Source organism: Streptomyces sp. NPDC002853 (assembly GCF_053591915.1).
Genome location: NZ_JBSFUS010000008.1, coordinates 406,572 through 431,675 on the forward strand (window position 1 = coordinate 406,572; position 25,104 = coordinate 431,675).

22 protein-coding genes and 1 pseudogene are annotated in these 25,104 nt (G+C 70.0%); 21 read left to right on the plus strand and 2 right to left on the minus strand.

What is annotated here, in order from left to right; translation table 11 throughout:
* The first annotated feature begins 114 nt into the window (after positions 1-114).
* Positions 115-729 (plus strand): 30S ribosomal protein S4, encoded by a 615-nt coding sequence (gene rpsD, locus ACWD02_RS23965; protein WP_160503779.1) that lies wholly within the window; start codon positions 115-117, stop codon positions 727-729.
* Between the two features lie 22 nt (positions 730-751).
* Here rpsD and ACWD02_RS23970 read toward each other — a convergent pair.
* Positions 752-2,897 (minus strand): annotated as a pseudogene (locus ACWD02_RS23970) (ATP-binding protein).
* A 160-nt stretch (positions 2,898-3,057) separates the two neighbouring features.
* Between ACWD02_RS23970 and ACWD02_RS23975 the strand changes: the two are divergent.
* The 14 genes from ACWD02_RS23975 to nusB all read left to right on the plus strand — a co-directional run bounded on the left by ACWD02_RS23975 (position 3,058) and on the right by nusB (position 16,213).
* Positions 3,058-3,507, plus strand: a complete 450-nt coding sequence (locus ACWD02_RS23975) for a DUF948 domain-containing protein (RefSeq protein ID WP_451214319.1) — start codon at positions 3,058-3,060, stop codon at positions 3,505-3,507.
* Between the two features lie 7 nt (positions 3,508-3,514).
* Positions 3,515-3,880 carry a DUF6167 family protein gene (locus ACWD02_RS23980; protein ID WP_451214322.1) on the plus strand — a complete coding sequence of 122 codons (366 nt, stop codon included), beginning with the start codon at positions 3,515-3,517 and terminating at the stop codon, positions 3,878-3,880.
* On the plus strand, positions 3,880-6,549 hold the full coding sequence (alaS, locus tag ACWD02_RS23985) for an alanine--tRNA ligase (RefSeq protein ID WP_451214324.1): 2,670 nt from the start codon (positions 3,880-3,882) through the stop codon (positions 6,547-6,549). Before ACWD02_RS23980 ends, alaS begins: the two co-directional genes overlap by 1 nt.
* A gap of 20 nt (positions 6,550-6,569) precedes the next feature.
* Positions 6,570-7,034, plus strand: a complete 465-nt coding sequence (ruvX, locus tag ACWD02_RS23990; protein WP_451214588.1) for a Holliday junction resolvase RuvX — start codon at positions 6,570-6,572, stop codon at positions 7,032-7,034.
* A gap of 124 nt (positions 7,035-7,158) precedes the next feature.
* On the plus strand, positions 7,159-8,862 hold the full coding sequence (mltG, locus tag ACWD02_RS23995; RefSeq protein ID WP_451214327.1) for an endolytic transglycosylase MltG: 1,704 nt from the start codon (positions 7,159-7,161) through the stop codon (positions 8,860-8,862).
* On the plus strand, positions 8,862-9,689 hold the full coding sequence (locus ACWD02_RS24000; RefSeq protein WP_451214329.1) for a shikimate dehydrogenase: 828 nt from the start codon (positions 8,862-8,864) through the stop codon (positions 9,687-9,689). The genes mltG and ACWD02_RS24000 overlap by 1 nt, the downstream gene beginning before the upstream one ends.
* A 41-nt stretch (positions 9,690-9,730) precedes the next feature.
* Entirely contained in the window at positions 9,731-9,955 is a 225-nt protein-coding gene (locus ACWD02_RS24005) for a hypothetical protein (protein WP_451214332.1), read from the plus strand.
* Positions 9,956-10,084: 129 nt separating this feature from the next.
* Positions 10,085-11,269 (plus strand): chorismate synthase, encoded by a 1,185-nt coding sequence (gene aroC, locus ACWD02_RS24010; RefSeq protein ID WP_451214335.1) that lies wholly within the window; start codon positions 10,085-10,087, stop codon positions 11,267-11,269.
* A complete protein-coding gene (locus ACWD02_RS24015) occupies positions 11,266-11,781 on the plus strand; it encodes a shikimate kinase (RefSeq protein ID WP_451214338.1) in 516 nt (171 codons plus the stop codon). Before aroC ends, ACWD02_RS24015 begins: the two co-directional genes overlap by 4 nt.
* The gene (aroB, locus tag ACWD02_RS24020) at positions 11,778-12,890 is read left to right on the plus strand and encodes a 3-dehydroquinate synthase (protein ID WP_451214341.1); all 1,113 of its coding nucleotides are present in this window, start codon (positions 11,778-11,780) and stop codon (positions 12,888-12,890) included. Before ACWD02_RS24015 ends, aroB begins: the two co-directional genes overlap by 4 nt.
* A gap of 161 nt (positions 12,891-13,051) precedes the next feature.
* Positions 13,052-13,984 carry a Pro-rich N-terminal domain-containing protein gene (locus ACWD02_RS24025; RefSeq protein WP_451214344.1) on the plus strand — a complete coding sequence of 311 codons (933 nt, stop codon included), beginning with the start codon at positions 13,052-13,054 and terminating at the stop codon, positions 13,982-13,984.
* Between the two features lie 58 nt (positions 13,985-14,042).
* Complete coding sequence (locus tag ACWD02_RS24030) at positions 14,043-15,149, plus strand: M24 family metallopeptidase (protein WP_451214347.1); 1,107 nt, start codon at positions 14,043-14,045, stop codon at positions 15,147-15,149.
* 60 nt (positions 15,150-15,209) lie between these two features.
* Positions 15,210-15,776 carry an elongation factor P gene (efp, locus tag ACWD02_RS24035; protein WP_344521662.1) on the plus strand — a complete coding sequence of 189 codons (567 nt, stop codon included), beginning with the start codon at positions 15,210-15,212 and terminating at the stop codon, positions 15,774-15,776.
* A 2-nt stretch (positions 15,777-15,778) separates the two neighbouring features.
* A complete protein-coding gene (nusB, locus tag ACWD02_RS24040; protein ID WP_451214350.1) occupies positions 15,779-16,213 on the plus strand; it encodes a transcription antitermination factor NusB in 435 nt (144 codons plus the stop codon).
* A 209-nt stretch (positions 16,214-16,422) separates the two neighbouring features.
* Here the strand turns inward: nusB and bldD are convergent, their stop codons facing one another.
* Entirely contained in the window at positions 16,423-16,923 is a 501-nt protein-coding gene (gene bldD / locus ACWD02_RS24045; RefSeq protein WP_249591133.1) for a transcriptional regulator BldD, read from the minus strand.
* 198 nt (positions 16,924-17,121) lie between these two features.
* Between bldD and pyrR the strand changes: the two genes are divergently transcribed.
* From pyrR to carB, 6 genes are all read left to right on the plus strand, one after another.
* A complete protein-coding gene (pyrR, locus tag ACWD02_RS24050) occupies positions 17,122-17,694 on the plus strand; it encodes a bifunctional pyr operon transcriptional regulator/uracil phosphoribosyltransferase PyrR (protein ID WP_451214353.1) in 573 nt (190 codons plus the stop codon).
* 81 nt (positions 17,695-17,775) lie between these two features.
* Positions 17,776-18,762 carry an aspartate carbamoyltransferase catalytic subunit gene (locus ACWD02_RS24055; RefSeq protein WP_451214356.1) on the plus strand — a complete coding sequence of 329 codons (987 nt, stop codon included), beginning with the start codon at positions 17,776-17,778 and terminating at the stop codon, positions 18,760-18,762.
* A gap of 3 nt (positions 18,763-18,765) precedes the next feature.
* Positions 18,766-20,055: a dihydroorotase gene (locus ACWD02_RS24060; protein WP_451214359.1), complete on the plus strand. Its 1,290-nt coding sequence runs from the start codon at positions 18,766-18,768 to the stop codon at positions 20,053-20,055.
* Complete coding sequence (locus ACWD02_RS24065) at positions 20,052-20,621, plus strand: PH-like domain-containing protein (protein WP_451214361.1); 570 nt, start codon at positions 20,052-20,054, stop codon at positions 20,619-20,621. The genes ACWD02_RS24060 and ACWD02_RS24065 overlap by 4 nt, the downstream gene beginning before the upstream one ends.
* Positions 20,618-21,763: a glutamine-hydrolyzing carbamoyl-phosphate synthase small subunit gene (carA, locus tag ACWD02_RS24070; protein WP_451214364.1), complete on the plus strand. Its 1,146-nt coding sequence runs from the start codon at positions 20,618-20,620 to the stop codon at positions 21,761-21,763. Before ACWD02_RS24065 ends, carA begins: the two co-directional genes overlap by 4 nt.
* Positions 21,756-25,064, plus strand: a complete 3,309-nt coding sequence (carB, locus tag ACWD02_RS24075) for a carbamoyl-phosphate synthase large subunit (protein ID WP_451214367.1) — start codon at positions 21,756-21,758, stop codon at positions 25,062-25,064. Before carA ends, carB begins: the two co-directional genes overlap by 8 nt.
* Positions 25,065-25,104: the final 40 nt, after the last annotated feature.

The window sequence follows — 25,104 nt, forward strand, 5'->3', positions numbered from 1 at the left end:
AGCGGCTGCCCGCCGGATCCAGAACCACCGGATCCGATGGGTTTCCCAGGCTGCGGATGCGACCTCCCCTAACCCTGGTGAAGCCGATTTCACATTGAACAGAGAGGTTGGTTCATGCCGAACCAGTCCCGCCCCAAGGTCAAGAAGTCGCGTGCCCTCGGCATCGCGCTGACCCCGAAGGCCGTCAAGTACTTCGAGGCCCGCCCCTACCCGCCGGGCGAGCACGGCCGTGGGCGCAAGCAGAACTCGGACTACAAGGTCCGTCTGCTCGAGAAGCAGCGTCTGCGCGCGCAGTACGACATCAGCGAGAAGCAGATGGCCCGTGCCTACGACCGCGCCAAGAAGGCCGAAGGCAAGACCGGCGAGGCCCTGGTCATCGAGCTCGAGCGCCGTCTCGACGCCCTGATCCTGCGTTCGGGCATCGCCCGCACGATCTACCAGGCCCGTCAGATGGTCAGCCACGGCCACATCGAGGTCAACGGCGGCAAGGTCGACAAGCCGTCGTTCCGCGTCCGTCCCGACGACGTCGTGATGGTCCGCGAGCGCAGCCGCGAGAAGCCGCTGTTCCAGGTCTCCCGTGAGGGCGGCTTCGCCCCCGACGGCGAGATCCCGCGTTACCTCCAGGTCAACCTGAAGGCCCTGGCCTTCCGTCTGGACCGTGACCCGAACCGCAAGGAGATCCCCGTGATCTGCGACGAGCAGCTCGTCGTCGAGTACTACGCCCGCTGACCCGGACGTAGCTCTCCCTGCTTCAGCCCGTCGCCCGCCCGCCCTTCGTGGTGGGGCAGGCGGCGGGTTTTTGCGTGCCCCTTGGGGCCGGTGCCCAGGGCCCGGGACACCGCCACGTCCGGGGCGAGCCGGGCGCCGACGGCCACGCACTCCTCGTACCGCGCGTCGCCCAGCTGTTCGCGGGCCTGCGCCTCGCACAGCGCGTGCGGCCCGCCGAAGTTCCCGGAGCCGAACAGCGGGAGGCCCACCGAAGGCCAGATGCGGGACGCGGCTCCCTGCAGGACCGCGGCCTCGGCCGGATCGCCCTCCACCGCGGTGAACAGGGCGAGCAGCTCGATCGCGAGCACCGTGCCGAGCAGATCGTGGAAGGCGTGGTCAAGGGCCAGGCAGCGCAGGACCAGCTCACGCGCCGTCACCGTGTCCCCGCGCGTCCAGGCGGCGAAGCCCAGGACGTAGAGGGCGTACGCGAGAGTCCAGCGTTCGCCGTGGTCCTCGCAGACCTGGCGTACGTCCTCACAGAGCTCCACCGCGTCGGCAAGCTCCCCGCGGAAGGCGAGAGCCATCGCCAGCTCGACCTGCCCCATCAGGACGTTGCTGTTGAGCTCGCCGATCTCGCGGTACTGCTCGAGGGCCGAGCGCAGCAGGGTCTCGGCACGCGGCATGTCGTCGTTGAGGAGCGCGAGGCACCCGATGCGGTGCACCGCGTACGCCGCCGCGATGGCGCTGCCGGTACGTTCCGCCTCGTCCTTGCACTCCTGCAGCGCGGCGAGCGCCGCGACCGTGTCGCCCTGCAGGACCGCCACATAGCCGAGCACCCACAGCGCCTTGAGCCGGGAGTCGTCGTGGCCGCCGTCCAGCTCGAGTGCGCGGTCGAGCCAGTGCCGTCCCTCCGCGAGCCGCCCGCAGCCCACCCAGTAGAACCACAGGCTGCCCGCCAGATACTGGCCCAGATGCGTCTCGTCCGGTTCGGTCAGGCAGTACTCCAGGGCGCCCCGCAGATTGGGCAGTTCGCAGTCGATGAGCGCGGCGACCTGAGCCTGGCGCGGCGAGAACCAGTCAAGCTCGCACCAAGTGGCGAGCCCCATGTACCAGTCGCGGTGCCGGCGCCGCATGCGCGCGGCGTCGCCGGTCGCCTCCAGCCAGTCGGCGCCATACGCCCGGACGGTGTCGAGCATGCGGTAGCGGACGCCCGTCGGGCCTTCCTCGCGGGTCACGACGGACTGCGCGAGCAGCTCGCCGAGCACGTCGAGGACCTCGTCCGCGTGCAGGCCGTCGCCGCTGCAGATGTACTCGGCCGCCTCCAGGTCGAAGGGACCGCAGAACACCGAGAGCCGTGACCACAGCAGACGCTCGCCCGCCGTGCACAGCTCGTGGCTCCAGCCGATGGCCGTACGCAGGGTCTGGTGCCGTGGCGGCACATCGCGCCGCGTCCCGGTCAGCAGCGCGAAGCGGTTGTCGAGCCGGGAGAGCAACTGCGCGGGCGAGAGCGCGCGCAGCCGCCCCGCCGCCAGCTCCACCGCCAGCGGAATCCCGTCGAGGCGGCGGCAGAGCTCCACCACGTCGGCCTCGTTCTCCTCGTCCAGGGTGAAGCCGGGGAGCCCCGCCGCGGCCCGGTCGGCGAACAGCGCGGCGGCGTCCTGGGTGGGCAGCGGAGCGAGCGGGAAGATCCGCTCGCCCCCGGTGTCCAGCGGTCGGCGCCCCACCGCGAGGACACGGAGCCCGGGGGAGTGGTGCAGCAGATCCCCCACCAGCGAGGCGCACGCCTCCACCAGGTGTTCGAACCCGTCGACGACGAGGAGGACTTCCCGCTCCGCGAGGTGGTCGAGCAGCGACTTGCGCGGGGTGCGGCGGGTGTGATCGGTCAGGCTCAGCGCGTCGGCGACCGCGTGTTCCACCAGATCCGGGTCCCGGACCCCGGCCAGCTCCACCAGCCAGGCGCCGTCCCGCGGCTCGGCGCCGGAGGCGGCCCGGACGGCCAGGCGCGACTTGCCGACACCGCCGACACCGGTCACCGTGACAAGGCGCGAGGACTCCAATGCGGCGGCGAGCGCGGTGAGTTCGGGGGCGCGTCCGACGAAGGCGTTGAGCTCCAGGGGGAGGTTGCCCGGTCTCGGCGGCTGTGTGGGGGAGCTGTGCCGGTGGTCGCCCGTGCGCTGATCGCGTCGCATGAGATACGGAGCGTACCGATGCGTAAGCAGTCCGTACAATCACTTCAGGTAACTCCCTTGCCCTTGCACGGTAATGCGGTGCGGAGCCTCGGCCCCGGCGCGATAGGGTCGGGGGACGACTTTTCGATGTTCAGGGCCGATGATCAGGGAGCGGTGCACAGTGTCCGGTGGAGAGGTGGCCGGGATCCTGGTGGCCGTCTTCTGGGCGATCCTGGTCTCCTTCCTGGCCGTGGCGCTGGTGAGGCTGGCGCAGACGCTCAGGGCGACCACCAAGCTGGTCGCGGAAGTGACCGAGCAGGCCGTCCCGCTCCTCGCGGACGCCTCCGAGGCGGTGCGTTCCGCGCAGACGCAGATCGACCGGGTCGACGCCATCGCGTCGGACGTCCAGGAAGTCACGTCGAACGCGTCGGCGCTCTCCACGACGGTGGCCTCCACCTTCGGCGGGCCCCTCGTCAAGGTCGCGGCGTTCGGTTACGGGGTGCGAAGGGCCCTGGGCCGCAAGGCAGGACCTGAATCAACCAATGTGCCCCCGGCGCCCGCCCGACGTACCGTGATCGTGGGGCGCACGGTGCCCTCCGCGCGGCGGCGGGGCAAGCGGAAGAAGGACTGACGCAGCGATGTTCCGCCGTACGTTCTGGTTCACCGCGGGCGCCGCTGCCGGTGTGTGGGCCACCACCAAGGTCAACCGCAAGATCAAGCAACTGACCCCCGAAAGCCTCGCGGCCCAGGCCGCGAACAAGGCGGTCGAGGCGGGTCACAAGCTCAAGGACTTCGCTCTCGACGTCCGCGACGGCATGGCCCAGCGCGAGGCCGAACTGGGCGAGGCCCTGGGCCTCGATGCCCCGGTCGACCCCGAACTGCCGGGGCAGCGCCGGGTGGTCGTGGCCATCGAGAACGGCAAGACCAGCAAGACCGACAAGAACACGCAGGGCAAGTACCTCTCGAAGTCGAAGTACTCGTACAACCGGAATGAGGACCACTGATGGAGTCGGCCGAGATTCGCCGCCGCTGGCTGAGCTTCTTCGAGGAGCGCGGGCACACCGTCGTCCCTTCGGCGTCGCTCATCGCGGACGACCCGACTCTGCTCCTCGTCCCCGCGGGCATGGTGCCCTTCAAGCCCTACTTCCTGGGTGAGGTCAAGCCGCAGTTCTCGCGCGCCACGAGCGTGCAGAAGTGCGTGCGTACGCCCGACATCGAAGAGGTCGGCAAGACCACGCGGCACGGCACGTTCTTCCAGATGTGCGGCAACTTCTCCTTCGGCGACTACTTCAAGGAAGGCGCCATCAAGTACGCCTGGGAGCTGCTCACCAGCTCCGTGGCGGACGGTGGCTACGGCCTCGACCCCGAGCGCCTCTGGGTGACGGTCTACCTCGACGACGACGAGGCCGAGACCATCTGGCGCGAGAAGGTGGGCGTGCCCGCCGAGCGCATCCAGCGTCTTGGCAAGAAGGACAACTACTGGTCCATGGGCGTCCCCGGACCCTGCGGCCCCTGCTCCGAGATCAACTACGACCGCGGCCCCGAGTTCGGCGTCGAGGGCGGCCCGGCCGTCAACGACGAGCGCTACGTGGAGATCTGGAACCTCGTCTTCATGCAGTACGAGCGCGGCGAGGGCACCTCGAAGGAGGACTTCGAGATCCTCGGCGAGCTGCCCAGCAAGAACATCGACACCGGCCTCGGTCTCGAGCGCCTCGCGATGATCCTGCAAGGCGTGCAGAACATGTACGAGACGGACACCCTGCGCGTCGTCATGGACAAGGCCACCGAGCTGACCGGCGTGCGGTACGGCGCCGAGCAGGGCTCGGACGTCTCCCTGCGCGTGGTCGCCGACCACATGCGTACGTCCGTGATGCTCATCGGCGACGGCGTCACGCCCGGCAACGAGGGCCGTGGCTACGTCCTGCGCCGCATCATGCGCCGCGCCATCCGCAACATGCGTCTGATGGGCGCCACCGGCCCGGTCGTCCACGAGCTCGTCGACACGGTCATCAAGTCGATGGGCGAGCAGTACCCCGAGCTGCAGACCGACCGCAAGCGCATCGAGACCGTCGCCCTCGCCGAGGAGGCCGCCTTCCTCAAGGCCCTCAAGGGCGGCACGAACATCCTCGACACCGCCGTCACCGACACCAAGGCCGCCGGCGGCAAGGTCCTCTCCGGCGACAAGGCGTTCCTGCTGCACGACACGTGGGGCTTCCCGATCGACCTCACCCTGGAGATGGCCGCCGAGCAGGGCCTGACCGTGGACGAGGACGGCTTCCGGCGCCTGATGAAGGAGCAGCGGGAGCGCGCCAAGGCAGACGCCCAGGCCAAGAAGACCGGCCACGCCGATCTGCACGCCTACCGCGAGATCGCCGACGCCTCGGGCGCCACGGACTTCACCGGTTACAGCCTGACCGAGAACGAGGCCGTGATCGTCGGCCTCCTGGTCAACGGCGTCTCGTCCCCCGCCGCCCGCGAGGGCGACGAGGTCGAGGTCGTCCTCGACCGCACCCCCTTCTACGCCGAGGGCGGCGGCCAGATCGGTGACACCGGCCGCATCCGCCTCGACAACGGCGCGGTGGTCGAGATCCGTGACGTGCAGAAGCCGGTTCCCGGCGTGCACGTCCACAAGGGTGTCGTCCAGGTCGGCGAGATCACCGTCGGCGCACCGGTCTGGGCCTCGATCGACGCGCGCCGCCGCACGGCCATCGCCCGCGCCCACTCCGCCACGCACCTCACGCACCAGGCGCTGCGCGACGCGCTCGGCCCGACGGCAGCCCAGGCCGGTTCCGAGAACCAGCCCGGCCGCTTCCGCTTCGACTTCGGCTCCCCGTCGGCCGTGCCCACCGCCGTCATGACGGACGTCGAGCAGAAGATCAACGAAGTCCTCGCGCACGAGCTCGACGTACAGGCCGAGGTCATGTCGATCGACGAGGCCAAGAAGCAGGGCGCCATCGCCGAGTTCGGCGAGAAGTACGGCGAGCGGGTCCGTGTGGTCACCATCGGCGACTTCTCAAAGGAGCTGTGCGGCGGCACGCACGTCCACAACACCGCCCAGCTCGGTCTGGTGAAGCTGCTGGGCGAGTCGTCCATCGGTTCGGGCGTGCGCCGCATCGAGGCCCTGGTCGGCGTCGACGCGTACAACTTCCTCGCCAAGGAGCACACGGTCGTCGCCCAGCTCCAGGAGCTGATCAAGGGCCGTTCCGAGGAGCTGCCCGAGAAGGTCGCCGCCATGCTCGGCAAGCTCAAGGACGCGGAGAAGGAGATCGACAAGTTCCGCGCGGAGAAGGTCCTCGCGGCCGCCGCCGGACTCGTCGAGAGCGCCAAGGACGTACGAGGCGTCGCCCTTGTCACCGGCCAGGTGCCGGACGGCACGGGCGCCGACGACCTGCGCAGGCTGGTCCTCGACGTACGCGGCCGCATCCAGGGCGACCGCCCGGCCGTGGTGGCCCTCTTCACGACGGCCAACGGCCGCCCGCTGACGGTCATCGCCACGAACGAATCCGCGCGCGAGCGCGGCCTCAAGGCCGGCGACCTCGTGCGTACGGCCGCCAAGACCCTCGGTGGCGGTGGCGGCGGCAAGCCGGACGTCGCCCAGGGCGGCGGCCAGAACGCCGCGGCCATCGGCGACGCCATGGCCGCCGTCGAGCGCCTCGTGGCAGAGACGGCCTGATGGACGACTCCGCGGGAGGCATGCGCAGGGGCCGGCGTCTGGCCATCGACGTCGGTGACGCCAGGATCGGGGTCGCCTCGTGCGACCCCGACGGGATCCTCGCCACACCGGTGGAGACGGTGCCGGGACGTGATGTCCCGGCCGCCCAGCGCCGGTTGAAGCAGCTCGTCGAGGAGTACGAACCGATCGAGATCGTCGTCGGTCTCCCTCGCTCCCTCAACGGGGGCGAGGGCCCGGCGGCCGCCAAGGTCCGGGCGTTCGTTCAGGACCTCGCCCGCATGGTCGCCCCCATTTCGGTGAGGCTCGTGGACGAGAGGATGACCACAGTGACGGCCAGTCAGGGCCTGCGCGCCTCGGGCGTGAAGTCCAAAAAGGGCAGGTCTGTCATCGATCAGGCGGCGGCCGTCATCATCCTCCAGCAGGCACTGGAGTCCGAACGGGCGTCAGGTAAAGCTCCGGGCGAGGGCGTCGAAGTGGTCATCTGATCGCGATACGGTAACGTTCCGCGCGATGCGGCGGTGTTCGAACAGCTGCCGCACAGCATCAAGAGGCGGAACGGTTGCCCGAATACTCGGACGGCGGCCCCGCCTCGCGGCTTGTAGGGGATCGATGACTGAGTATGGCCGGGGTCCAGGCTCCGAACCGTGGCATCCCGAGGACCCGTTGTACGGGGACGGCGGATGGGGAGGACAGCAGCCTTCGGGCGGCCAGTCCACCTACGGCGGCCAGGGGCAGTACCACCCTCAGCAGCATGCCCAGCAGCCGCAGCAGCATGCGCAGCAGCCCCACCAGGCGCAGTACGACGACTGGAGCACGGGCCAGCAGCAGGCCTACGGACAGCAGCAGTACGGCGGGCCCGCCGGCCAGCAGCAGTACAACGGCGGCCCCGAGCAGCAGCAGTACAGCGGCGGCTACGACACCGGCCAGCACGGTCAGGTCCCCTACGCCGCCGACCCCGCGGACCCCTACGGCCATCAGCCCGGCGGCTACGGCGCGGAGAGCGCGGACTACTACAGCACTCCGGACGCGTACCCTCCGCCGGAGCCGCCGTCCCGCCGCCGCCCCGAACCCGAGCCGGAGCAGGACTGGGACCCGGGCCCGGACCAGGGCGAGCACGCCTTCTTCTCGGGCGGCGATGACGACGAGGACGAGTACGACGACGAGCCGCCGGGGCGCCGCGGCGGCCGTGGGGACCGCAAGGGCGGCCGGGGCGGCAAGAAACCGAAGAAGCGCCGCAACGGCTGCGCCTGCCTGGTTGTGACGCTGGTCTTCGCCGGTGGCCTCGGCGGGGTCGGCTACTTCGGCTACCAGTTCTACCAGGACCGATTCGGTACGTCGCCGGATTACGCGGGCGAGGGCACCGGCGTCGCGACCGTCGACATTCCGAAGGGTGCCGGCGGCTATGTGATCGGCCAGAAACTGAAAGAGGCCGGGGTCGTCAAGAGCGTGGACGCCTTCGTCTCCGCGCAGGCGCAGAATTCCAAGGGCGATACCATTCAGGACGGTGTCTATGTCCTGAAGAAGGAAATGTCGGCCAAGAGTGCGGTCGAACTGATGCTCAGCCCGAAGAGCCGCAATAACCTCATCATTCCCGAGGGCAAGCGGAACTCGTGGGTCTACAAGCAGATCGACACGCGCCTCGAACTCGACAAGGGCACCACCGAGGGCGTCGCCAAGAAGGAATGGAAGTCCCTCGGACTTCCGGACTGGGCGAACACCAACAAGGACATCAAGGACCCGCTGGAAGGGTTCCTCTACCCGTCCAGCTACGCGGTCGCCAAGGGGCAGAAGCCCGCGGACGTCCTCAAGAAGATGGTGGCCCAAGCCAGCCAGAAGTACGACGAGTTGGGCCTCAAGGGGAAGGCCGCCGAGCTGAACCTGAAGGACCCGCTCCAGGTCCTCACGGTGGCGAGCCTGGTCCAGGCGGAAGGCAAGTACAAGCACGACTTCGACAAGGTCGCGACGGTCGTCTACAACCGCCTCAAGCCGGGCAACACGGAGACGTACGGACTTCTCGACTTCGACTCCACGGTGAATTACGCCAAGGCCGAAAGCACCCTGGAAACCGGAACGGTCGACGATCTGCGCAAGTTCAACGACCCGTACAACACGTACAAGATCAAGGGCTTGCCCCCCGGGCCGATCGGCAACCCCGGCGACGAGGCGCTCAAATCGGCCCTCGACCCGGCCAAGGGGAATTGGTACTACTTCGTCTCCATCAACGCGGACACGACGCTGTTCGCCGAGACGAACAAGCAGCATGAGATCAACCGTCAGAAGTACCTCGAGGAACAGAAGAAGAACTCCGGCTGATGAGCACCAAGCGCCGAGCCGCGGTTCTCGGCTCCCCCATCGCCCATTCCCTCTCCCCGGTGCTGCACCGCGCCGCATACGGGGAGCTGGGCCTGGCCGACTGGACGTATGACCTGTTCGACGTCGACGAGGCCGCGCTGCCCGGCTTCCTCGACGGGCTCGGCCCCGAGTGGGCCGGGCTTTCGCTGACGATGCCGCTCAAGCGCGCGGTGATCCCGCTGCTCGACGAGATCAGCGAGACCGCCGCCTCCGTCGAGGCGGTCAACACCGTCGTCTTCACGGACGACGGCCGTCGCGTCGGCGACAACACCGACGTCCCCGGCATGGTCGCCGCCCTGCGGGAACACGGCATCGAGCAGGTGGAGTCGGCCGCGATCCTCGGCGCGGGCGCCACCGCGTCGTCCGCGCTCGCCGCGCTCGCGCGGGTCTGCACGGGCGAGGTCGTCGCGTACGTACGCAGCGAGGCGCGAGCCGCCGAGATGCGGCAGTGGGGCGAGCGCCTAGAGGTGGAGGTGCGCACGGCCGACTGGGCGGACGCCGAGCGTGCACTGAGCGCGCCGCTGGTGATCGCCACGACGCCCGCGGGCACGACCGACGTGCTCTCGGCCGCGGTGCCCGAGCGGCCCACCACCCTCTTCGACGTCCTGTACGACCCGTGGCCCACCGTGCTGGCGGCCCGCTGGTCGATGTACGGCGGGGCCGTGGTCAGCGGGCTCGACCTGCTCGTGCACCAGGCGGTGCTGCAGGTCGAGCAGATGACCGGACGCTCGCCGGCGCCGCTCGCCCCGATGCGCAAGGCAGGGGAACACGCGCTCGAAGGGCGTTAAGATCCACTCCGTTCCGCACGGATCGGGGGAGTGCGTCGTCCATGGAAGCTGTCGCGTCCGCGGCCGTGAGCGGGGTGACCCTGGCCTCGGGCAAAGGGGACCTGCTCGAGCTGCTGGTCCGGTGTCTGCTGCTCCGGTTCCTGCCGGGGTGGCTGCAGTTGACGATCCTCGGGCTCGTCCTGACCACGGTCATCACCGTCTGGGCGGTCAGGCGCACGAGGGCGAGCACCGCGCGCAGGGCAGCCGTCGCCGATGCCGACGGCTGAGCTCAGCCGTCCGGCTGGTGGACCAGGGGCCGGGCCCGCCGTCCCGACGTGGGAGGATCGGGGTTGGCGGGCCAGGGCCGCGCACCCGGTCGCGCCACGCAGTTCCAGGCGCGAGCATGAGGAGCACCGTTGAGCAGGTTGCGTTGGCTGACCGCGGGAGAGTCCCACGGACCCGCACTTGTCGCGACGCTGGAGGGTCTTCCCGCCGGCGTGCCGATCACCACGGAGATGGTGGCGGACCACCTGGCCCGGCGGCGCCTCGGCTATGGGCGCGGTGCGCGCATGAAATTCGAGCGCGACGAGGTCACCTTCCTGGGCGGCGTCCGGCACGGCCTGACCATGGGCTCGCCGGTCGCGATCATGGTGGGCAACACCGAGTGGCCCAAGTGGGAGCAGGTCATGGCGGCCGACCCGGTCGACCCCGAGATCCTCGCCGACCTGGCCCGCAACGCCCCGCTGACCCGCCCCCGGCCCGGCCACGCCGACCTCGCCGGCATGCAGAAGTACGGATTCGACGAGGCCCGGCCGATCCTGGAGCGCGCCTCCGCACGCGAGACCGCGGCCCGCGTCGCGCTCGGCGCGGTCGCCCGCTCGTACCTCAAGGAGACGGCCGGGATCGAGATCGTCAGCCATGTGACCGAGCTGGCGAGCGCCAAGGCTCCGTACGGCGTCTACCCGACCCCCGCCGATGTCGAGAAGCTCGACGCCGACCCGGTGCGCTGCCTCGACGCGGACGCGAGCAAGGCGATGGTCGCGGAGATCGACCAGGCCCACAAGGACGGCGACACCCTCGGTGGTGTGGTGGAGGTCCTCGCCTACGACGTCCCCGTCGGGCTCGGCTCGCACGTGCACTGGGACCGGCGGCTCGACGCGCGGCTCGCCGCCGCGCTCATGGGCATCCAGGCCATCAAGGGCGTCGAGGTCGGCGACGGCTTCGACCTGGCGCGGGTGCCGGGCTCCAAGGCGCACGACGAGATCGTCTCCACCGACGACGGCATCCGGCGCACCTCCGGCCGCTCCGGCGGCACCGAGGGCGGCCTGACCACCGGTGAACTGCTGCGCGTACGTGCCGCGATGAAGCCCATCGCGACCGTGCCGCGCGCGCTCGCCACCGTCGACGTCGCCACCGGCGAGGCCACCAAGGCGCACCACCAGCGCTCGGATGTGTGCGCGGTCCCGGCCGCGGGCATCGTCGCCGAGGCGATGGTCGCGCTGACCCTGGCCGATGCCGTTGCCGAGAAGTTCGGCGGCGACAGCGTGCCCGAGACCCGCCGCAACGTGCGGTCGTACCTCGACAACCTCCAGATCCGGTGACCGGCCCGCAGATCGTTCTGGTCGGGCCGATGGGCGTGGGCAAGTCGACGGTGGGTGCACTGCTCGCCGAGCGCCTCGGCACCGTCTACCGCGACACCGACGCCGACATCGTGGCCGCCCAGGGCAGGGAGATCGCGGAGATCTTCGTGGACGAGGGCGAACCGCACTTCCGCGACCTGGAGCGACAGGCCGTGCGTGCGGCGCTCGCCGAGCACGAGGGTGTCCTCGCGCTCGGCGGGGGCTCGATCCTCGACGAGTCGACCCGCGCGCTCCTCGCACCGCTCCCCGTCGTCTATCTGTCGATGGACGTCGAGGAGGCGGTCAAGCGCACCGGCCTGAACGTCGCGCGCCCGCTGCTCGCGGTCAACCCGCGCAAGCAGTGGCGCGAACTGATGGACGCCCGCCGCCACTTGTACGCCGAAGTCGCCCGCGCCGTCGTCGCCACCGACGACCGCACCCCCGAAGAGGTAGCCCAAGCGGTCCTCGACGCACTGGAGTTGAAGGAAGCATGACGGAGATGGCTGAGACGTCGGGGCAGACGCCCACCCGTATCCAGGTCGGCGGCACCGCGGGCACCGAGCCGTACGAGGTGCTCGTCGGGCGTCAGCTCCTCGGTGAGCTGCCCGGCCTGATCGGCGAGCGGACCAAGCGCGTCGCGATCATCCACCCGGAGGCGCTCGCCGAGACCGGCGACGCGCTGCGCGAGGACCTGGCGGGGCAGGGCTTCGAGGTCGTCGCCATCCAGGTGCCGAACGCCGAGGAGGCCAAGACCGCCGAGGTCGCCGCGTACTGCTGGAAGGCTCTCGGACAGTCCGGCTTCACCCGCAGCGACATCATCATCGGTGTCGGCGGCGGAGCCACCACGGACCTCGCCGGATTCGTGGCCGCCACCTGGCTGCGCGGGGTCCGCTGGATCGCCGTACCGACCACCGTGCTCGGCATGGTCGACGCCGCGGTCGGCGGCAAGACCGGCATCAACACCGCCGAGGGCAAGAACCTGGTCGGCTCCTTCCACCCGCCGACGGGCGTGCTGTGCGACCTGGCCGCGCTCGACTCGCTGCCGGTCAACGACTTCGTCTCGGGCCTCGCGGAGATCATCAAGGCCGGATTCATCGCCGACCCGGTGATCCTCGAACTGATCGAGGAGGACCCCGAGGCCGCGCGCAGCCCGCAGGGGCGGCACACCGCCGAGCTCATCGAGCGCTCCATCAAGGTCAAGGCCGAGGTCGTCTCCGGTGACCTCAAGGAGTCGGGCCTGCGCGAGATCCTCAACTACGGCCACACCCTCGCCCACGCCATCGAGAAGAACGAGCGCTACAAGTGGCGGCACGGCGCGGCCGTCTCCGTGGGCATGGCCTTCGCGGCCGAACTCGGCCGCCTCGCGGGACGCCTCGACGACGCGACCGCCGACCGGCACCGCGCCGTCCTGGAGTCGGTCGGCCTGCCCCTGAGCTACCGCTACGACCAGTGGCCCAAGCTCCTGGAGACCATGAAGGTAGACAAGAAGTCCCGCGGTGACCTGCTGCGGTTCATCGTCCTCGACGGCCTCGGCAAGCCGACCGTCCTGGAGGGCCCCGACCCCGCGGTGCTGCTCGCCGCATACGGCGAAGTGGCCAACTAGCGCCCGAGAAGCGCGGAATCGGCACGCCAGAACAAGCCACGGGCACCCTGCGGCCTCCCCGGCCGTTCACACAACGTCGGCCGGGGACGGTACCGTTCGGTAACGGGTGGCCCCGGCCGCCGCCCGACCAGCGTCAGTCGCACGAGACGGAGTGGCACCGGATGCAGCACGCAGTGGGGTCTCCGCTGCCGCCGCCCCATCAGCCGGGGCACGGACCGGCCACCGGCTGGTCCCCGGCCGCACATCACCCGAGCGGTCCGCCGCCGGGTGGAGCGCCGGGCTGCCCACCGCCTCCCGCGCCGGGATTCGCCGGCGCACCGCACCCGCAGGGCACGGCCCCTCATCCGCAGGGACCGGCCCCGCACCCGCACGCCCCGACGCCGCAGCACGTGGCGCCCGGTGCCCCGCAGCACCACCACATCCCGGGCGCCCCCGTGCCCCCGGCCCCGGACACCACGGGCCACATCCAGCTCCCGCCGGGTGGCCCCGTAGCCATGCCGAGCCCGCCGCCCGGCACGGCCCAGGCGGACACCGGCGGCACCACACTGGCCGTCCTCCTGATCGGCCCCGCGGGTGCGGGCAAGACGAGCGTCGCCAAGTACTGGGCGGAGCACCGCAGGGTGCCGACCGCCCACATCAGCCTGGACGACGTACGCGAATGGGTGCGCTCGGGTTTCGCGGACCCCCAGTCGGGCTGGAACGACCACTCCGAGGCGCAGTACCGCCTGGCCCGCCGCACCTGCGGTTTCGCCGCCCGGAACTTCCTGGCCAACGGCATCTCCTGCATCCTCGACGACGCGGTCTTCCCCGACCGCCCGGTCGTCGGCCTCGGCGGCTGGAAGCGTCACGTGGGCCCCGGTCTGCTCCCGGTGGTCCTGCTGCCCGGCCTGGAGATCGTCCTGGAGCGCAATGCCGAGCGCAGCGGCAACCGTCGCCTGACGGACGAGGAAGTGGCCCGCATCCACGGTCGCATGGCCGGCTGGTACGGCTCGGGCCTGCCCATCATCGACAACTCCCAGCTGGACGTGCCCGCCACGGCCCGGGTCCTTGACGACGTTCTCGCCCGCTCCATCGCGAGCCCGCCGCAGTGGTAGCCGCTCGGTCGGACGCGCTCGACCGGCCGTCCCGCGTCACCGCTCATAGGCTCGTCCCATGTCTGAGGTGTACGCGGCCCGCCGTGAGCGGCTGAGGGAGCGTTGTGCCGCGGGCGGCAGCGCGTCGGCGCTGGTGTCCCGCCCCGCCAACGTGCGGTATCTCGCGGGGGCGGCGCCACAGGGTGCCGTGCTCCTGCTGGGCAGCAGCGAGGATCTGCTGCTGTGTTCAGGGCCGCCCGCCGACGAGCGGGGCGAGGGGCGACCCGACGAGGCGCTGCGCGTCCAGCTGCTCGACGCGACCGGTGGCGACCCCGCCGTCGCGGCGGCCGATGTCGCGGCCGGCCAGGGCGCGGACTCCCTCGCCGTCGAGGAGCACGACCTCACGGTCGCCCGGCATCGCGCGCTGGTGTCCGTGGCACCGCGGCTGCGTCTCACGGACCTCGGGGGAGCGGTCGAGCAGCTGCGGCTGGTCAAGGACGAGGAGGAGATCTCCTGCCTGCGGATCGGGTCCGAGATCGCCGACCAGGCGCTCGGTGAGCTGCTCGAATCGATTCTCGTGGGGCGCACGGAACGCCATCTCGCCCTGGAGCTGGAGCGCCGCCTCGTCGATCACGGCGCCGACGGGCCCGCCTTCCCGACCTCCGTCGCCACCGGTCCGAACGCGGGCCGGGGCGGTCACCGTCCGTCGGACCGGCGGGTGGAGGAGGGGGATTTCCTCTCGGTGTGCCTGGGGGCCAGCTATCGCGGCTATCGTTGTGAGATCGGGCGTACGTTCGTCATCGGTACGTCTCCCGCGGACTGGCAGATCGAGTTGTACGACCTCGTATTCGCCGCTCAGCGGGCGGGCAGGGAGGCTCTCACACCGGGCGCCGCCTACCGCGACATCGACCGCGCCGCACGCCATGTACTGGACTCCGCCGGGTATGCGGATGGTCTCGCTCCGTTGATGGGACATGGGCTGGGGCTCGAAATCGACGAGGACCCGCAGTTGGCGCCCGCGGCCATGGGTAAACTGGACGCCTGCGTGCCGGTCACCGTCGAACCGGGGGTTCACCTCCCGGGACGGGGTGGTGTCCGGATCGATGACACGCTCGTCGTGCGCCCCGAGGCGGACGGCGGACCCGAGCTACTCACCATCACGACCAAGGAGCTGCTCGCGCTCTAGCTTTTCGAGCTGTGCGCGTGCGCCGGGGTCGTCCACGTCAGTCCAGGAGATTCCGCAACCGTGGCTTCCACGAACGACCTCAAGAACGGCCTGGTGCTCAAGCTCGACGGGGGCCAGCTCTGGTCCGTCGTCGAGTTCCAGCACGTCAAGCCCGGCAAGGGCCCTGCCTTTGTGCGCACCAAGCTCAAGAACGTGATGTCGGGCAAGGTGGTCGACAAGACCTTCAACGCCGGCGTCAAGGTCGACACGGCGACGATCGACAAGCGCGACATGCAGTTCTCCTACATGGACGGCGACTACTTCGTCTTCATGGACATGGAGACGTACGACCAGCTGCACGTCGACCGCAAGTCCGTCGGTGACGCCGCCAACTTCCTGATCGAGGGCTTCACGGCTTCCGTCGCGCAGCACGAGGGCGAAGTCCTCTTCGTCGAGCTGCCGGCCGCCGTCGAGCTGGTCATCCAGGAGACCGAGCCCGGTGTCCAGGGCGACCGCTCCACCGGTGGCACCAAGCCCGCGACGCTGGAGACCGGCCACCAGATCCAGGTGCCGCTCTTCATCACCACCGGCGAGAAGATCAAGGTCGACACCCGTGACAGTGGCTACCTCGGCCGGGTGAACAGCTAACCGTGGCTGCTCGTAATACGGCCCGCAAGCGCGCCTTCCAGATCCTCTTCGAGGCCGACCAACGTAACGCGGATGTTGTGACGGTCCTCGCGGACTGGGTGCGCCACTCGCGGGCCGACACCCGACAGCCGCCGGTCAGCGAGTTCACGATGGAACTGGTCGAGGGGTACGCGGACCACGCGCGCCACATCGACGAGCTGATCTCGCAGTACGCCGTCGGGTGGACCCTGGACAGGATGCCGGTCGTGGACCGCAACATCCTGCGGCTCGGCGCCTACGAGCTGATCTGGGTCGACGCGACGCCCGACGCCGTGGTGCTCGACGAGTCCGTGCAGCTCGCCAAGGAGTTCTCCACGGACGATTCGCCGTCCTTCGTGAACGGCCTGCTCGGCCGTTTCAAGGACCTGAAGCCGAGTCTGCGCCGCGACGAGGCGTAGCCAAAGGTCAGACGCCGCTCAGAGGGCCCGCAGCACACCGCTGCGGGCCCTCTGGCGTGTCGTGGGGCTCTCCTGGGGCACCTGGGGCTCCTGGGGCCGCCGTGGCGTTCGGAGGGCCCAGAGGCCCACGTAAAATGCCGGGGTGGCCGGAACCCGATCGGTTCCGGCCACCCCGGCGGTACGTTTCTGCTCAAGTGTCCCTTGAGGGATCAGACGTCGTCGTGAGCGACGGCGCGGCGCGCGTCCGCGTCCAGGACGCCCCAGCTGATCAGCTGCTCGGTGAGAACCGAGGGCGACTGGTCATAGATCACGGCGAGGGTGCGCAGGTCGTCCTGGCGGATCGAGAGCACCTTGCCGTTGTAGTCACCGCGCTGCGACTGGATCGTGGCGGCGTACCGCTGAAGGGGGCCCGCCTTCTCCTGCGGGACGTGCGCGAGGCGCTCAAGGTCGAGAACGAGCTTGGGCGGCGGCTCGGCCGCGCCGCCGGGAGCGGTGCCGGGCAGCAGCTCCTGGACCGGGACGCCGTAGAAGTCCGCCAGCTCGGCAAGGCGCTGTACGGTCACGGCGCGGTCGCCGCGTTCGTACGAACCGACCACGACCGCCTTCCAGCGTCCCTGGGACTTTTCCTCGACACCGTGGAGGGAAAGGCCCTGCTGGGTACGGATGGCGCGGAGCTTGGCCCCGAGCTGTTTGGCGTATTCGCTGGACATATAGCTCCCCGGACGAAGAACGGTAACTCACTGTGAGGTTACGCAGCGTTACTTGGGTGCGTCAAGCCGAATGGTCCGTACCGGCACTTCCGAGGGGGGTCGTGACCGGGGACGTTACCGGTGCTGGTACCGTGGATGGCGCAATTTCGACGTCCTTTAAGGTCCGTCCCGTGAGGCGGAGAAGGAGGTCCGTTTCATATGGACTCGAACAACACGAACGACCCCGATGTCGCGCGGCCCGTGCTCGAAGGCCCGGACATCGCACGGGTGTTGACCCGTATCGCGCACGAGATCGTCGAGCGCGCCAAAGGCGCCGAAGACGTGGTGCTGCTCGGCATTCCCACCCGCGGCGTCTTCCTCGCCCGGCGCCTCGCCGAGAAGCTCGAAGAAATCACCGGACGCACGATCCCGGTTGGCTCACTCGACATCACGATGTACCGCGACGATCTGCGCATGCATCCGCCGCGCGCACTGGCCCGCACCGAGATTCCCGGTGACGGCATCGACGGCCGCCTCGTCGTCCTCGTGGACGACGTGCTCTTCTCCGGTCGCACCATCCGCGCCGCCCTCGACGGTCTGAACGACATCGGGCGCCCGCGCGCGGTGCAGCTCGCCGTCCTCGTCGACCGCGGCCACCGCGAACTCCCGATCCGTGCCGATTACGTCGGCAAGAACCTCCCCACGTCGCTGCGGGAGACGGTCAAGGTCCAGCTCGCCGAGGAGGACGGCCGCGACGCCGTGCTGCTCGGTGCCAAGCCCGCTTCCGCGTAGGACCGGTCCTCCTGCGGACCCCGGGGCACAGCCCTGCGCGCCCGCATGCCCGCACACCTCCACATGACGGAGTAAACCCAGATGATGCGACACCTCATCTCGGCCGCCGACCTCACCCGCGACGACGCCGTTCTCATCCTCGACACCGCCGAGGAGATGGCCCGGGTCGCCGACCGGCCGATCAAGAAGCTTCCCGCCCTGCGCGGCCGCACGATCTGCAATCTGTTCTTCGAGGACTCGACGCGGACCCGGATCTCCTTCGAGGCCGCCGAGAAGCGCCTCTCCGCCGACGTCATCAACTTCGCCGCCAAGGGCTCCAGCGTCTCCAAGGGCGAGTCCCTCAAGGACACCGCGCAGACCCTGGAGGCGATGGGCGTCGACGCCGTCGTCATCCGGCACGGCGCGTCCGGCGCCCCCTACCGGCTCGCCACCTCCGGCTGGATCGACGCCCCGGTGATCAACGCGGGCGACGGCACCCACCAGCACCCCACGCAGGCGCTGCTCGACGCCTTCACCATGCGGCGCCGCCTCGTCGGCAAGGACGCGGGCCTCGGCAAGGACCTGAACGGCAAGCGCATCACGCTCGTCGGCGACGTCCTGCACAGCCGGGTCGCGCGCTCGAACGTCGACCTGCTGCACACCCTGGGCGCCGAGGTGACCCTGGTCGCCCCGCCCACGCTCGTCCCGGTCGGCGTGGACAACTGGCCCTGCGACGTGTCGTACGACCTGGACCGGGTCCTGCCGAAGTCCGACGCCGTGATGATGCTGCGCGTGCAGCGCGAGCGCATGAACGCGGCGTTCTTCCCGACCGAGCGCGAGTACTCGCGTCGCTACGGCCTCGACGGCCAGCGCATGGCGAAGATGCCCGAGCACGCCATCGTGATGCACCCCGGCCCGATGGTCCGCGGCATGGAGATCACCGCCGAGGTCGCCGACTCCGACCGCTGCACGGTCATCGAGCAGGTCGCCAACGGTGTGCACACCCGGATGGCCGTCCTTTACCTGCTCCTGGGCGGGAACGAACCCGCCGTCACCCACACGCGCCCCACCGCCTCAGAGGAGAAGTAAGACATGAGCAAGACCCTGATCCGTGGTGCGAAGGTGCTCGGCGGCGACGCCCAGGACGTCCTGATCGACGGCGAGACGATCCTCGAAGTGGGGACCGGCATCGAGGCGAGCGACGACATGACCGTCGTCGAGGCCGAGGGCCAGATCCTGCTGCCCGGCCTCGTCGACCTGCACACCCACCTGCGCGAGCCCGGCCGCGAGGACTCCGAGACCGTCCTGACCGGCACGCAGGCCGCCGCCTCCGGTGGCTACACCGCCGTGTTCGCCATGGCCAACACCTTCCCCGTCGCGGACACCGCCGGCGTCGTCGAGCAGGTCTACCGCCTCGGCCAGGAGGGCGGGTACGCCGACGTGCAGCCGATCGGCGCCGTCACCGTCGGCCTCGAGGGCAAGAAGCTCGCCGAGCTCGGCGCCATGCACGAGTCCGCGGCCGGTGTCACCGTCTTCTCCGACGACGGCAAGTGCGTCGACGACGCCGTGATCATGCGCCGCGCCCTGGAGTACGTGAAGGCGTTCGGCGGCGTCGTCGCCCAGCACGCGCAGGAGCCGCGGCTCACCGAGGGCGCCCAGATGAACGAGGGCGTCGTCTCCGCCGAGCTGGGCCTCGGCGGCTGGCCCGCCGTCGCCGAGGAGTCGATCATCGCGCGTGACGTGCTGCTCGCCGAGCACGTGGGCTCGCGGGTGCACATCTGCCACCTCTCGACCGCCGGTTCGGTCGAGATCGTCCGCTGGGCGAAGTCGCGCGGCATCGACGTCACCGCCGAGGTCACCCCGCACCACCTGCTCCTGACCGACGAGATGGTCCGCTCGTACAACCCGGTGTACAAGGTCAACCCCCCGCTGCGCACCGAGCGCGACGTCATGGCGCTGCGCGAGGCCCTGGCCGACGGCACGATCGACATCGTCGCCACCGACCACGCCCCGCACCCGCACGAGGACAAGGACTGCGAGTGGGCCGCGGCCGCCATGGGCATGGTGGGCCTGGAGACCGCGCTCTCCGTCGTACAGCAGACGATGGTCGAGACGGGCCTGCTCACCTGGGCCGCGGTCGCCGACCGGATGTCCGTCAAGCCCGCCGAGATCGGCCGTGCGAAGGGCCACGGACGCCCCGTCTCGGCAGGTGAGCCCGCGAACCTCACGCTTCTCGATCCGGCTTACCGTGGTGTCGTGGACCCGGCGGGCTTCAGCTCGCGCAGCGGCAACACCCCCTACGAGGGCCGTGAGCTGCCCGGTCGCGTGACGCACACGTGGCTGCGGGGCCGCGCCACGGTCGTCGACGGGAAGCTCGCGTGACAACTCTTCTGCAACTGGCCGCCGAGAAGAAATCGGCGGACGTGACCGACTGGGCCGCCCGTGCGGGCTGGGTCGTCGGCCTTCTGCTCTTCATCGCGCTCGTCTACTGGCTGATGCGCGAGGGCTGGAAGTGGCGCGGCACGCTCCAGGGCGACCTGCCGGAGCTCCCTGCCGCGCCGTCCGAGCCGGGTCCGGCCAGACTTGAGCTGAGCGGCCGCTACCACGGCTCGACCACGGCAGGGCAGTGGCTCGACCGCATCGTGGCGCATGGCCTGGGCACCCGCAGCCGCGTCGAGCTCACGCTCACCGACGCGGGCCTGGACGTCGTACGCCCCGGCGCGGCCGACTTCTTCGTCCCGGCCGCACAGCTGCGCGAGGCCCGCCTCGACAAGGGCATCGCCGGAAAGGTCCTCGCGGAGGGCGGTCTGCTGATCGTCACCTGGGAGCACGGCGAGAAGCTGATCGATTCGGGCTTCCGCTCGGACCACGCGGCCGAGCAGGCCGAGTGGGTCGAGGCAATCAACAACATGATCAAGACCAGCACTACGGAAGGCACCGCACGATGACGACCTCCACCAGGGGAGCCCACAAGACTCCCGCCGTACTCGTCCTGGAGGACGGCCGCATCTTCCGCGGCCGTGCCTACGGGGCCGTGGGGGAGACCTTCGGCGAAGCGGTGTTCTCCACCGGCATGACCGGCTACCAGGAGACCCTCACCGACCCCTCGTACCACCGCCAGGTCGTCGTCATGACGGCCCCGCACGTCGGCAACACGGGCGTGAACGACGAGGACGACGAGTCCGGCCGCATCTGGGTCTCCGGCTACGTCGTGCGCGACCCCGCGCGCGTGCCGTCCAACTGGCGCTCCAAGCGCTCGCTGGACGAGCAGCTCGCCAACCAGGGCGTCGTCGGCATCTCCGGCATCGACACCCGCGCCCTCACCCGCCACCTGCGCGAGAGCGGCGCCATGCGCGTCGGCATCTTCTCCGGCGAGGCGGTCGCGGACGACGCGGCACTGCTCGCCCGCGTCAAGGAGGCCCCCCAGATGGTGGGCGCCAGCCTCTCCGCCGAGGTCGCCACCACCGAGTCGTACGTCGTCCCCGCAATCGGTGAGAAGAAGTTCACCGTGGCCGCGCTGGACCTCGGCATCAAGGGCATGACCCCGCACCGCATGGCCGAGCGCGGCATCGAGGTGCACGTGCTGCCCGCCACCGCGACGCTGGAGGACGTGTACGCGGTCAACCCCGACGGCTTCTTCCTGTCGAACGGCCCCGGTGACCCCTCCACCGTCGACCTGACCGTGGTCAAGGGCGTCCTGGAGCGCAAGACCCCGCTCTTCGGCATCTGCTTCGGCAACCAGATCCTCGGCCGGGCGCTCGGCTTCGGCACGTACAAGCTGAAGTACGGCCACCGGGGCATCAACCAGCCCGTGCAGGACCGTACGACCGGCAAGGTCGAGGTCACCGCGCACAACCACGGCTTCGCCGTCGACGCGCCGCTGGACAAGGTCTCCGACACGCCCTACGGCCGCGCCGAGGTCTCCCACGTGTGCCTCAACGACCAGGTGGTGGAGGGGCTCCAGCTCCTCGACCAGCCCGCGTTCAGCGTCCAGTACCACCCCGAAGCCGCCGCCGGCCCGCACGACGCCGCGTACCTCTTCGACCGCTTCGTATCCTTGATGACCGCAGAAGGAGCCCAGCGTGCCTAAGCGCACCGATATCCAGTCCGTCCTGGTCATCGGCTCCGGTCCGATCGTCATCGGCCAGGCAGCGGAGTTCGACTACTCCGGCACCCAGGCGTGCCGCGTGCTCAAGGCCGAGGGCCTGCGCGTCATCCTGGTGAACTCGAACCCGGCGACGATCATGACCGACCCGGAGATCGCCGACGCGACCTACGTCGAGCCGATCACCCCCGAGTTCGTCGAGAAGATCATCGCCAAGGAGCGCCCCGACGCGCTCCTGCCCACCCTCGGCGGCCAGACCGCGCTCAACACCGCGATCTCCATGCACGAGCAGGGCGTCCTGGAGAAGTACGGCGTCGAGCTCATCGGTGCCAACGTCGAGGCGATCAACAAGGGCGAGGACCGCGACCTCTTCAAGGGCGTCGTCGCCGAGGTCAACAAGAAGATCGGGCACGGCGAGTCCGCCCGCTCGTACATCTGCCACTCCATGGACGACGTCCTCAAGGGCGTCGACGAGCTCGGCGGCTACCCCGTCGTCGTGCGCCCCTCCTTCACCATGGGCGGCGCCGGTTCCGGCTTCGCGCACGACGAGGAGGAGCTGCGCCGCATCGCCGGTCAGGGCCTCACCCTCTCGCCGACCACCGAGGTGCTCCTGGAGGAGTCGATCCTCGGCTGGAAGGAGTACGAGCTGGAGCTGATGCGCGACAAGAACGACAACGTCGTGGTCGTCTGCTCCATCGAGAACTTCGACCCGATGGGCGTGCACACCGGCGACTCGATCACCGTCGCCCCGGCGATGACGCTGACCGACCGCGAGTACCAGACCCTGCGTGACGTCGGCATCGCGATCATCCGCGAGGTCGGTGTCGACACCGGCGGCTGCAACATCCAGTTCGCCATCGACCCGACGGACGGCCGGGTCATCGTCATCGAGATGAACCCGCGTGTCTCGCGGTCGTCGGCGCTCGCGTCGAAGGCCACCGGATTCCCGATCGCGAAGATCGCGGCGAAGCTGGCCGTCGGCTACACGCTGGACGAGATCCCGAACGACATCACCGAGAAGACCCCGGCCTCCTTCGAGCCGACCCTCGACTACGTGGTGGTCAAGGCGCCGCGTTTCGCCTTCGAGAAGTTCCCCTCGGCGGACTCGACCCTGACGACCACCATGAAGTCGGTCGGCGAGGCCATGGCCATCGGCCGCAACTTCACCGAGGCCCTGCAGAAGGCGCTGCGCTCGCTGGAGAAGAAGGGCTCGCAGTTCACCTTCGTGGGCGAGCCCGGCGACAAGGCCCAGCTCCTCCAAGAGGCGGTCCGGCCGACCGACGGGCGCATCAACTCCGTCATGCAGGCCATCCGCGCCGGTGCAACGCCCGAAGAGGTCTTCGAGTCCACGAAGATCGACCCGTGGTTCGTCGACCAGATGTTCCTGATCAAGGAGATCGCGGACGAGCTCGCCGCCGCCGAGCGCCTGGACGCCGACCTGCTCGCCGAGGCCAAGCGGCACGGCTTCTCCGACCACCAGATCGCGGAGATCCGCGGCCTGCGCGAGGACGTCGTCCGCGAGGTGCGCCACGCGCTCGGTGTCCGCCCGGTCTACAAGACGGTCGACACCTGCGCCGCCGAGTTCGCCGCGAAGACCCCGTACTTCTACTCCTCGTACGACGAGGAGAACGAGGTCGCCAAGCGCGAGAAGCCCGCGGTCATCATCCTGGGCTCGGGCCCCAACCGCATCGGCCAGGGCATCGAGTTCGACTACTCCTGCGTCCACGCCTCCTTCGCGCTGAGCGACGCGGGCTACGAGACCGTGATGGTCAACTGCAACCCCGAGACCGTCTCCACGGACTACGACACCTCCGACCGGCTGTACTTCGAGCCGCTCACGCTCGAAGACGTCCTGGAGATCGTCAACGTCGAAGCGCAGGCAGGGCCGATCGCGGGCGTCATCGTCCAGCTCGGCGGCCAGACCCCGCTCGGCCTCGCGCAGGCCCTCAAGGACAACGGCGTGCCGGTCGTGGGCACCTCGCCCGAGGCCATCCACGCCGCCGAGGACCGCGGCGCCTTCGGCCGTGTGCTCGCCGAGGCCGGTCTCCCGGCGCCCAAGCACGGCACCGCGACCACCTTCTCCGAGGCCAAGGCCATCGCCGACGAGATCGGCTACCCCGTCCTCGTGCGCCCGTCGTACGTGCTCGGCGGCCGCGGCATGGAGATCGTGTACGACGAGACCCGCCTGTCCGCGTACATCGAGGAGTCGACCGAGATCAGCCCCTCGCGGCCGGTGCTCGTCGACCGCTTCCTCGACGACGCGATCGAGATCGACGTGGACGCGCTCTACGACGGCACCGAGCTCTACCTCGGCGGCGTCATGGAGCACATCGAGGAAGCCGGCATCCACTCCGGCGACTCCGCGTGCGCGCTGCCCCCGATCACCCTCGGCGGCCACGACATCAAGCGCCTGCGCGCCTCCACGGAGGGCATCGCCAAGGGCGTCGGCGTGCGCGGCCTCATCAACATCCAGTTCGCGATGGCGGGGGACATCCTCTACGTCCTCGAGGCCAACCCGCGCGCCTCGCGCACCGTTCCCTTCACCTCGAAGGCGACCGCGGTGCCGCTGGCCAAGGCCGCCGCGCGCATCTCGCTCGGCGCGACCGTCGCCGAGCTGCGCGCCGAGGGCATGCTCCCGGCGACCGGCGACGGCGGCACGCTGCCGATGGACGCGCCGATCTCGGTGAAGGAAGCCGTCATGCCGTGGAGCCGCTTCCGCGACATCCACGGGCGCGGCGTCGACACCGTCCTCGGCCCGGAGATGCGCTCCACGGGCGAAGTCATGGGCATCGACACGGTGTTCGGCACGGCGTACGCCAAGTCGCAGGCCGGCGCGTACGGTCCGCTGCCGACCAAGGGCCGCGCCTTCATCTCGGTGGCCAACCGGGACAAGCGCTCGATGATCTTCCCGGCGCGCGAACTGGTCGCGCACGGCTTCGAGTTGCTCGCCACCTCCGGCACCGCCGAGGTGCTCAAGCGCAACGGCATCAACGCCACGATCGTGCGCAAGCAGAGCGAGGGCGAGGGCCCGAACGGCGAGAAGACGATCGTCCAGCTGATCCACGACGGCGCGGTCGACCTCATCGTCAACACCCCGTACGGCACCGGTGGCCGCCTCGACGGCTACGACATCCGTACGGCGGCCGTCTCCCGCTCCGTGCCGTGCCTGACGACGGTCCAGGCGCTCGCCGCGGCCGTCCAGGGCATCGACGCGCTCAACGGCGGGGACGTGGGCGTCCGTTCACTCCAGGAACACGCGGAGCATCTGACCGCGGCCCGCGACTAGCAGCCCACCAGGGGGACACCGATCCGGTGTCCCCCTTCTG

What these genes read in the sequence shown, in the direction of transcription:
- ruvX (WP_451214588.1), top strand. Translation starts at nt 6,570, where the DNA reads ATGCGCAGGGGCCGGCGTCTGGCCATCGACGTCGGTGACGCCAGGATC.
- ACWD02_RS24030 (WP_451214347.1), top strand. Translation starts at nt 14,043, where the DNA reads ATGTCTGAGGTGTACGCGGCCCGCCGTGAGCGGCTGAGGGAGCGTTGT.
- carA (WP_451214364.1), top strand. Translation starts at nt 20,618, where the DNA reads ATGACGACCTCCACCAGGGGAGCCCACAAGACTCCCGCCGTACTCGTC.
- ACWD02_RS24055 (WP_451214356.1), top strand. Translation starts at nt 17,776, where the DNA reads ATGATGCGACACCTCATCTCGGCCGCCGACCTCACCCGCGACGACGCC.
- ACWD02_RS24025 (WP_451214344.1), top strand. Translation starts at nt 13,052, where the DNA reads ATGCAGCACGCAGTGGGGTCTCCGCTGCCGCCGCCCCATCAGCCGGGG.
- mltG (WP_451214327.1), top strand. Translation starts at nt 7,159, where the DNA reads ATGACTGAGTATGGCCGGGGTCCAGGCTCCGAACCGTGGCATCCCGAG.
- bldD (WP_249591133.1), bottom strand. Translation starts at nt 16,923, where the DNA reads ATGTCCAGCGAATACGCCAAACAGCTCGGGGCCAAGCTCCGCGCCATC.
- pyrR (WP_451214353.1), top strand. Translation starts at nt 17,122, where the DNA reads ATGGACTCGAACAACACGAACGACCCCGATGTCGCGCGGCCCGTGCTC.
- ACWD02_RS24000 (WP_451214329.1), top strand. Translation starts at nt 8,862, where the DNA reads ATGAGCACCAAGCGCCGAGCCGCGGTTCTCGGCTCCCCCATCGCCCAT.
- ACWD02_RS24060 (WP_451214359.1), top strand. Translation starts at nt 18,766, where the DNA reads ATGAGCAAGACCCTGATCCGTGGTGCGAAGGTGCTCGGCGGCGACGCC.
- aroB (WP_451214341.1), top strand. Translation starts at nt 11,778, where the DNA reads ATGACGGAGATGGCTGAGACGTCGGGGCAGACGCCCACCCGTATCCAG.
- ACWD02_RS23980 (WP_451214322.1), top strand. Translation starts at nt 3,515, where the DNA reads ATGTTCCGCCGTACGTTCTGGTTCACCGCGGGCGCCGCTGCCGGTGTG.
- ACWD02_RS24005 (WP_451214332.1), top strand. Translation starts at nt 9,731, where the DNA reads ATGGAAGCTGTCGCGTCCGCGGCCGTGAGCGGGGTGACCCTGGCCTCG.
- rpsD (WP_160503779.1), top strand. Translation starts at nt 115, where the DNA reads ATGCCGAACCAGTCCCGCCCCAAGGTCAAGAAGTCGCGTGCCCTCGGC.
- alaS (WP_451214324.1), top strand. Translation starts at nt 3,880, where the DNA reads ATGGAGTCGGCCGAGATTCGCCGCCGCTGGCTGAGCTTCTTCGAGGAG.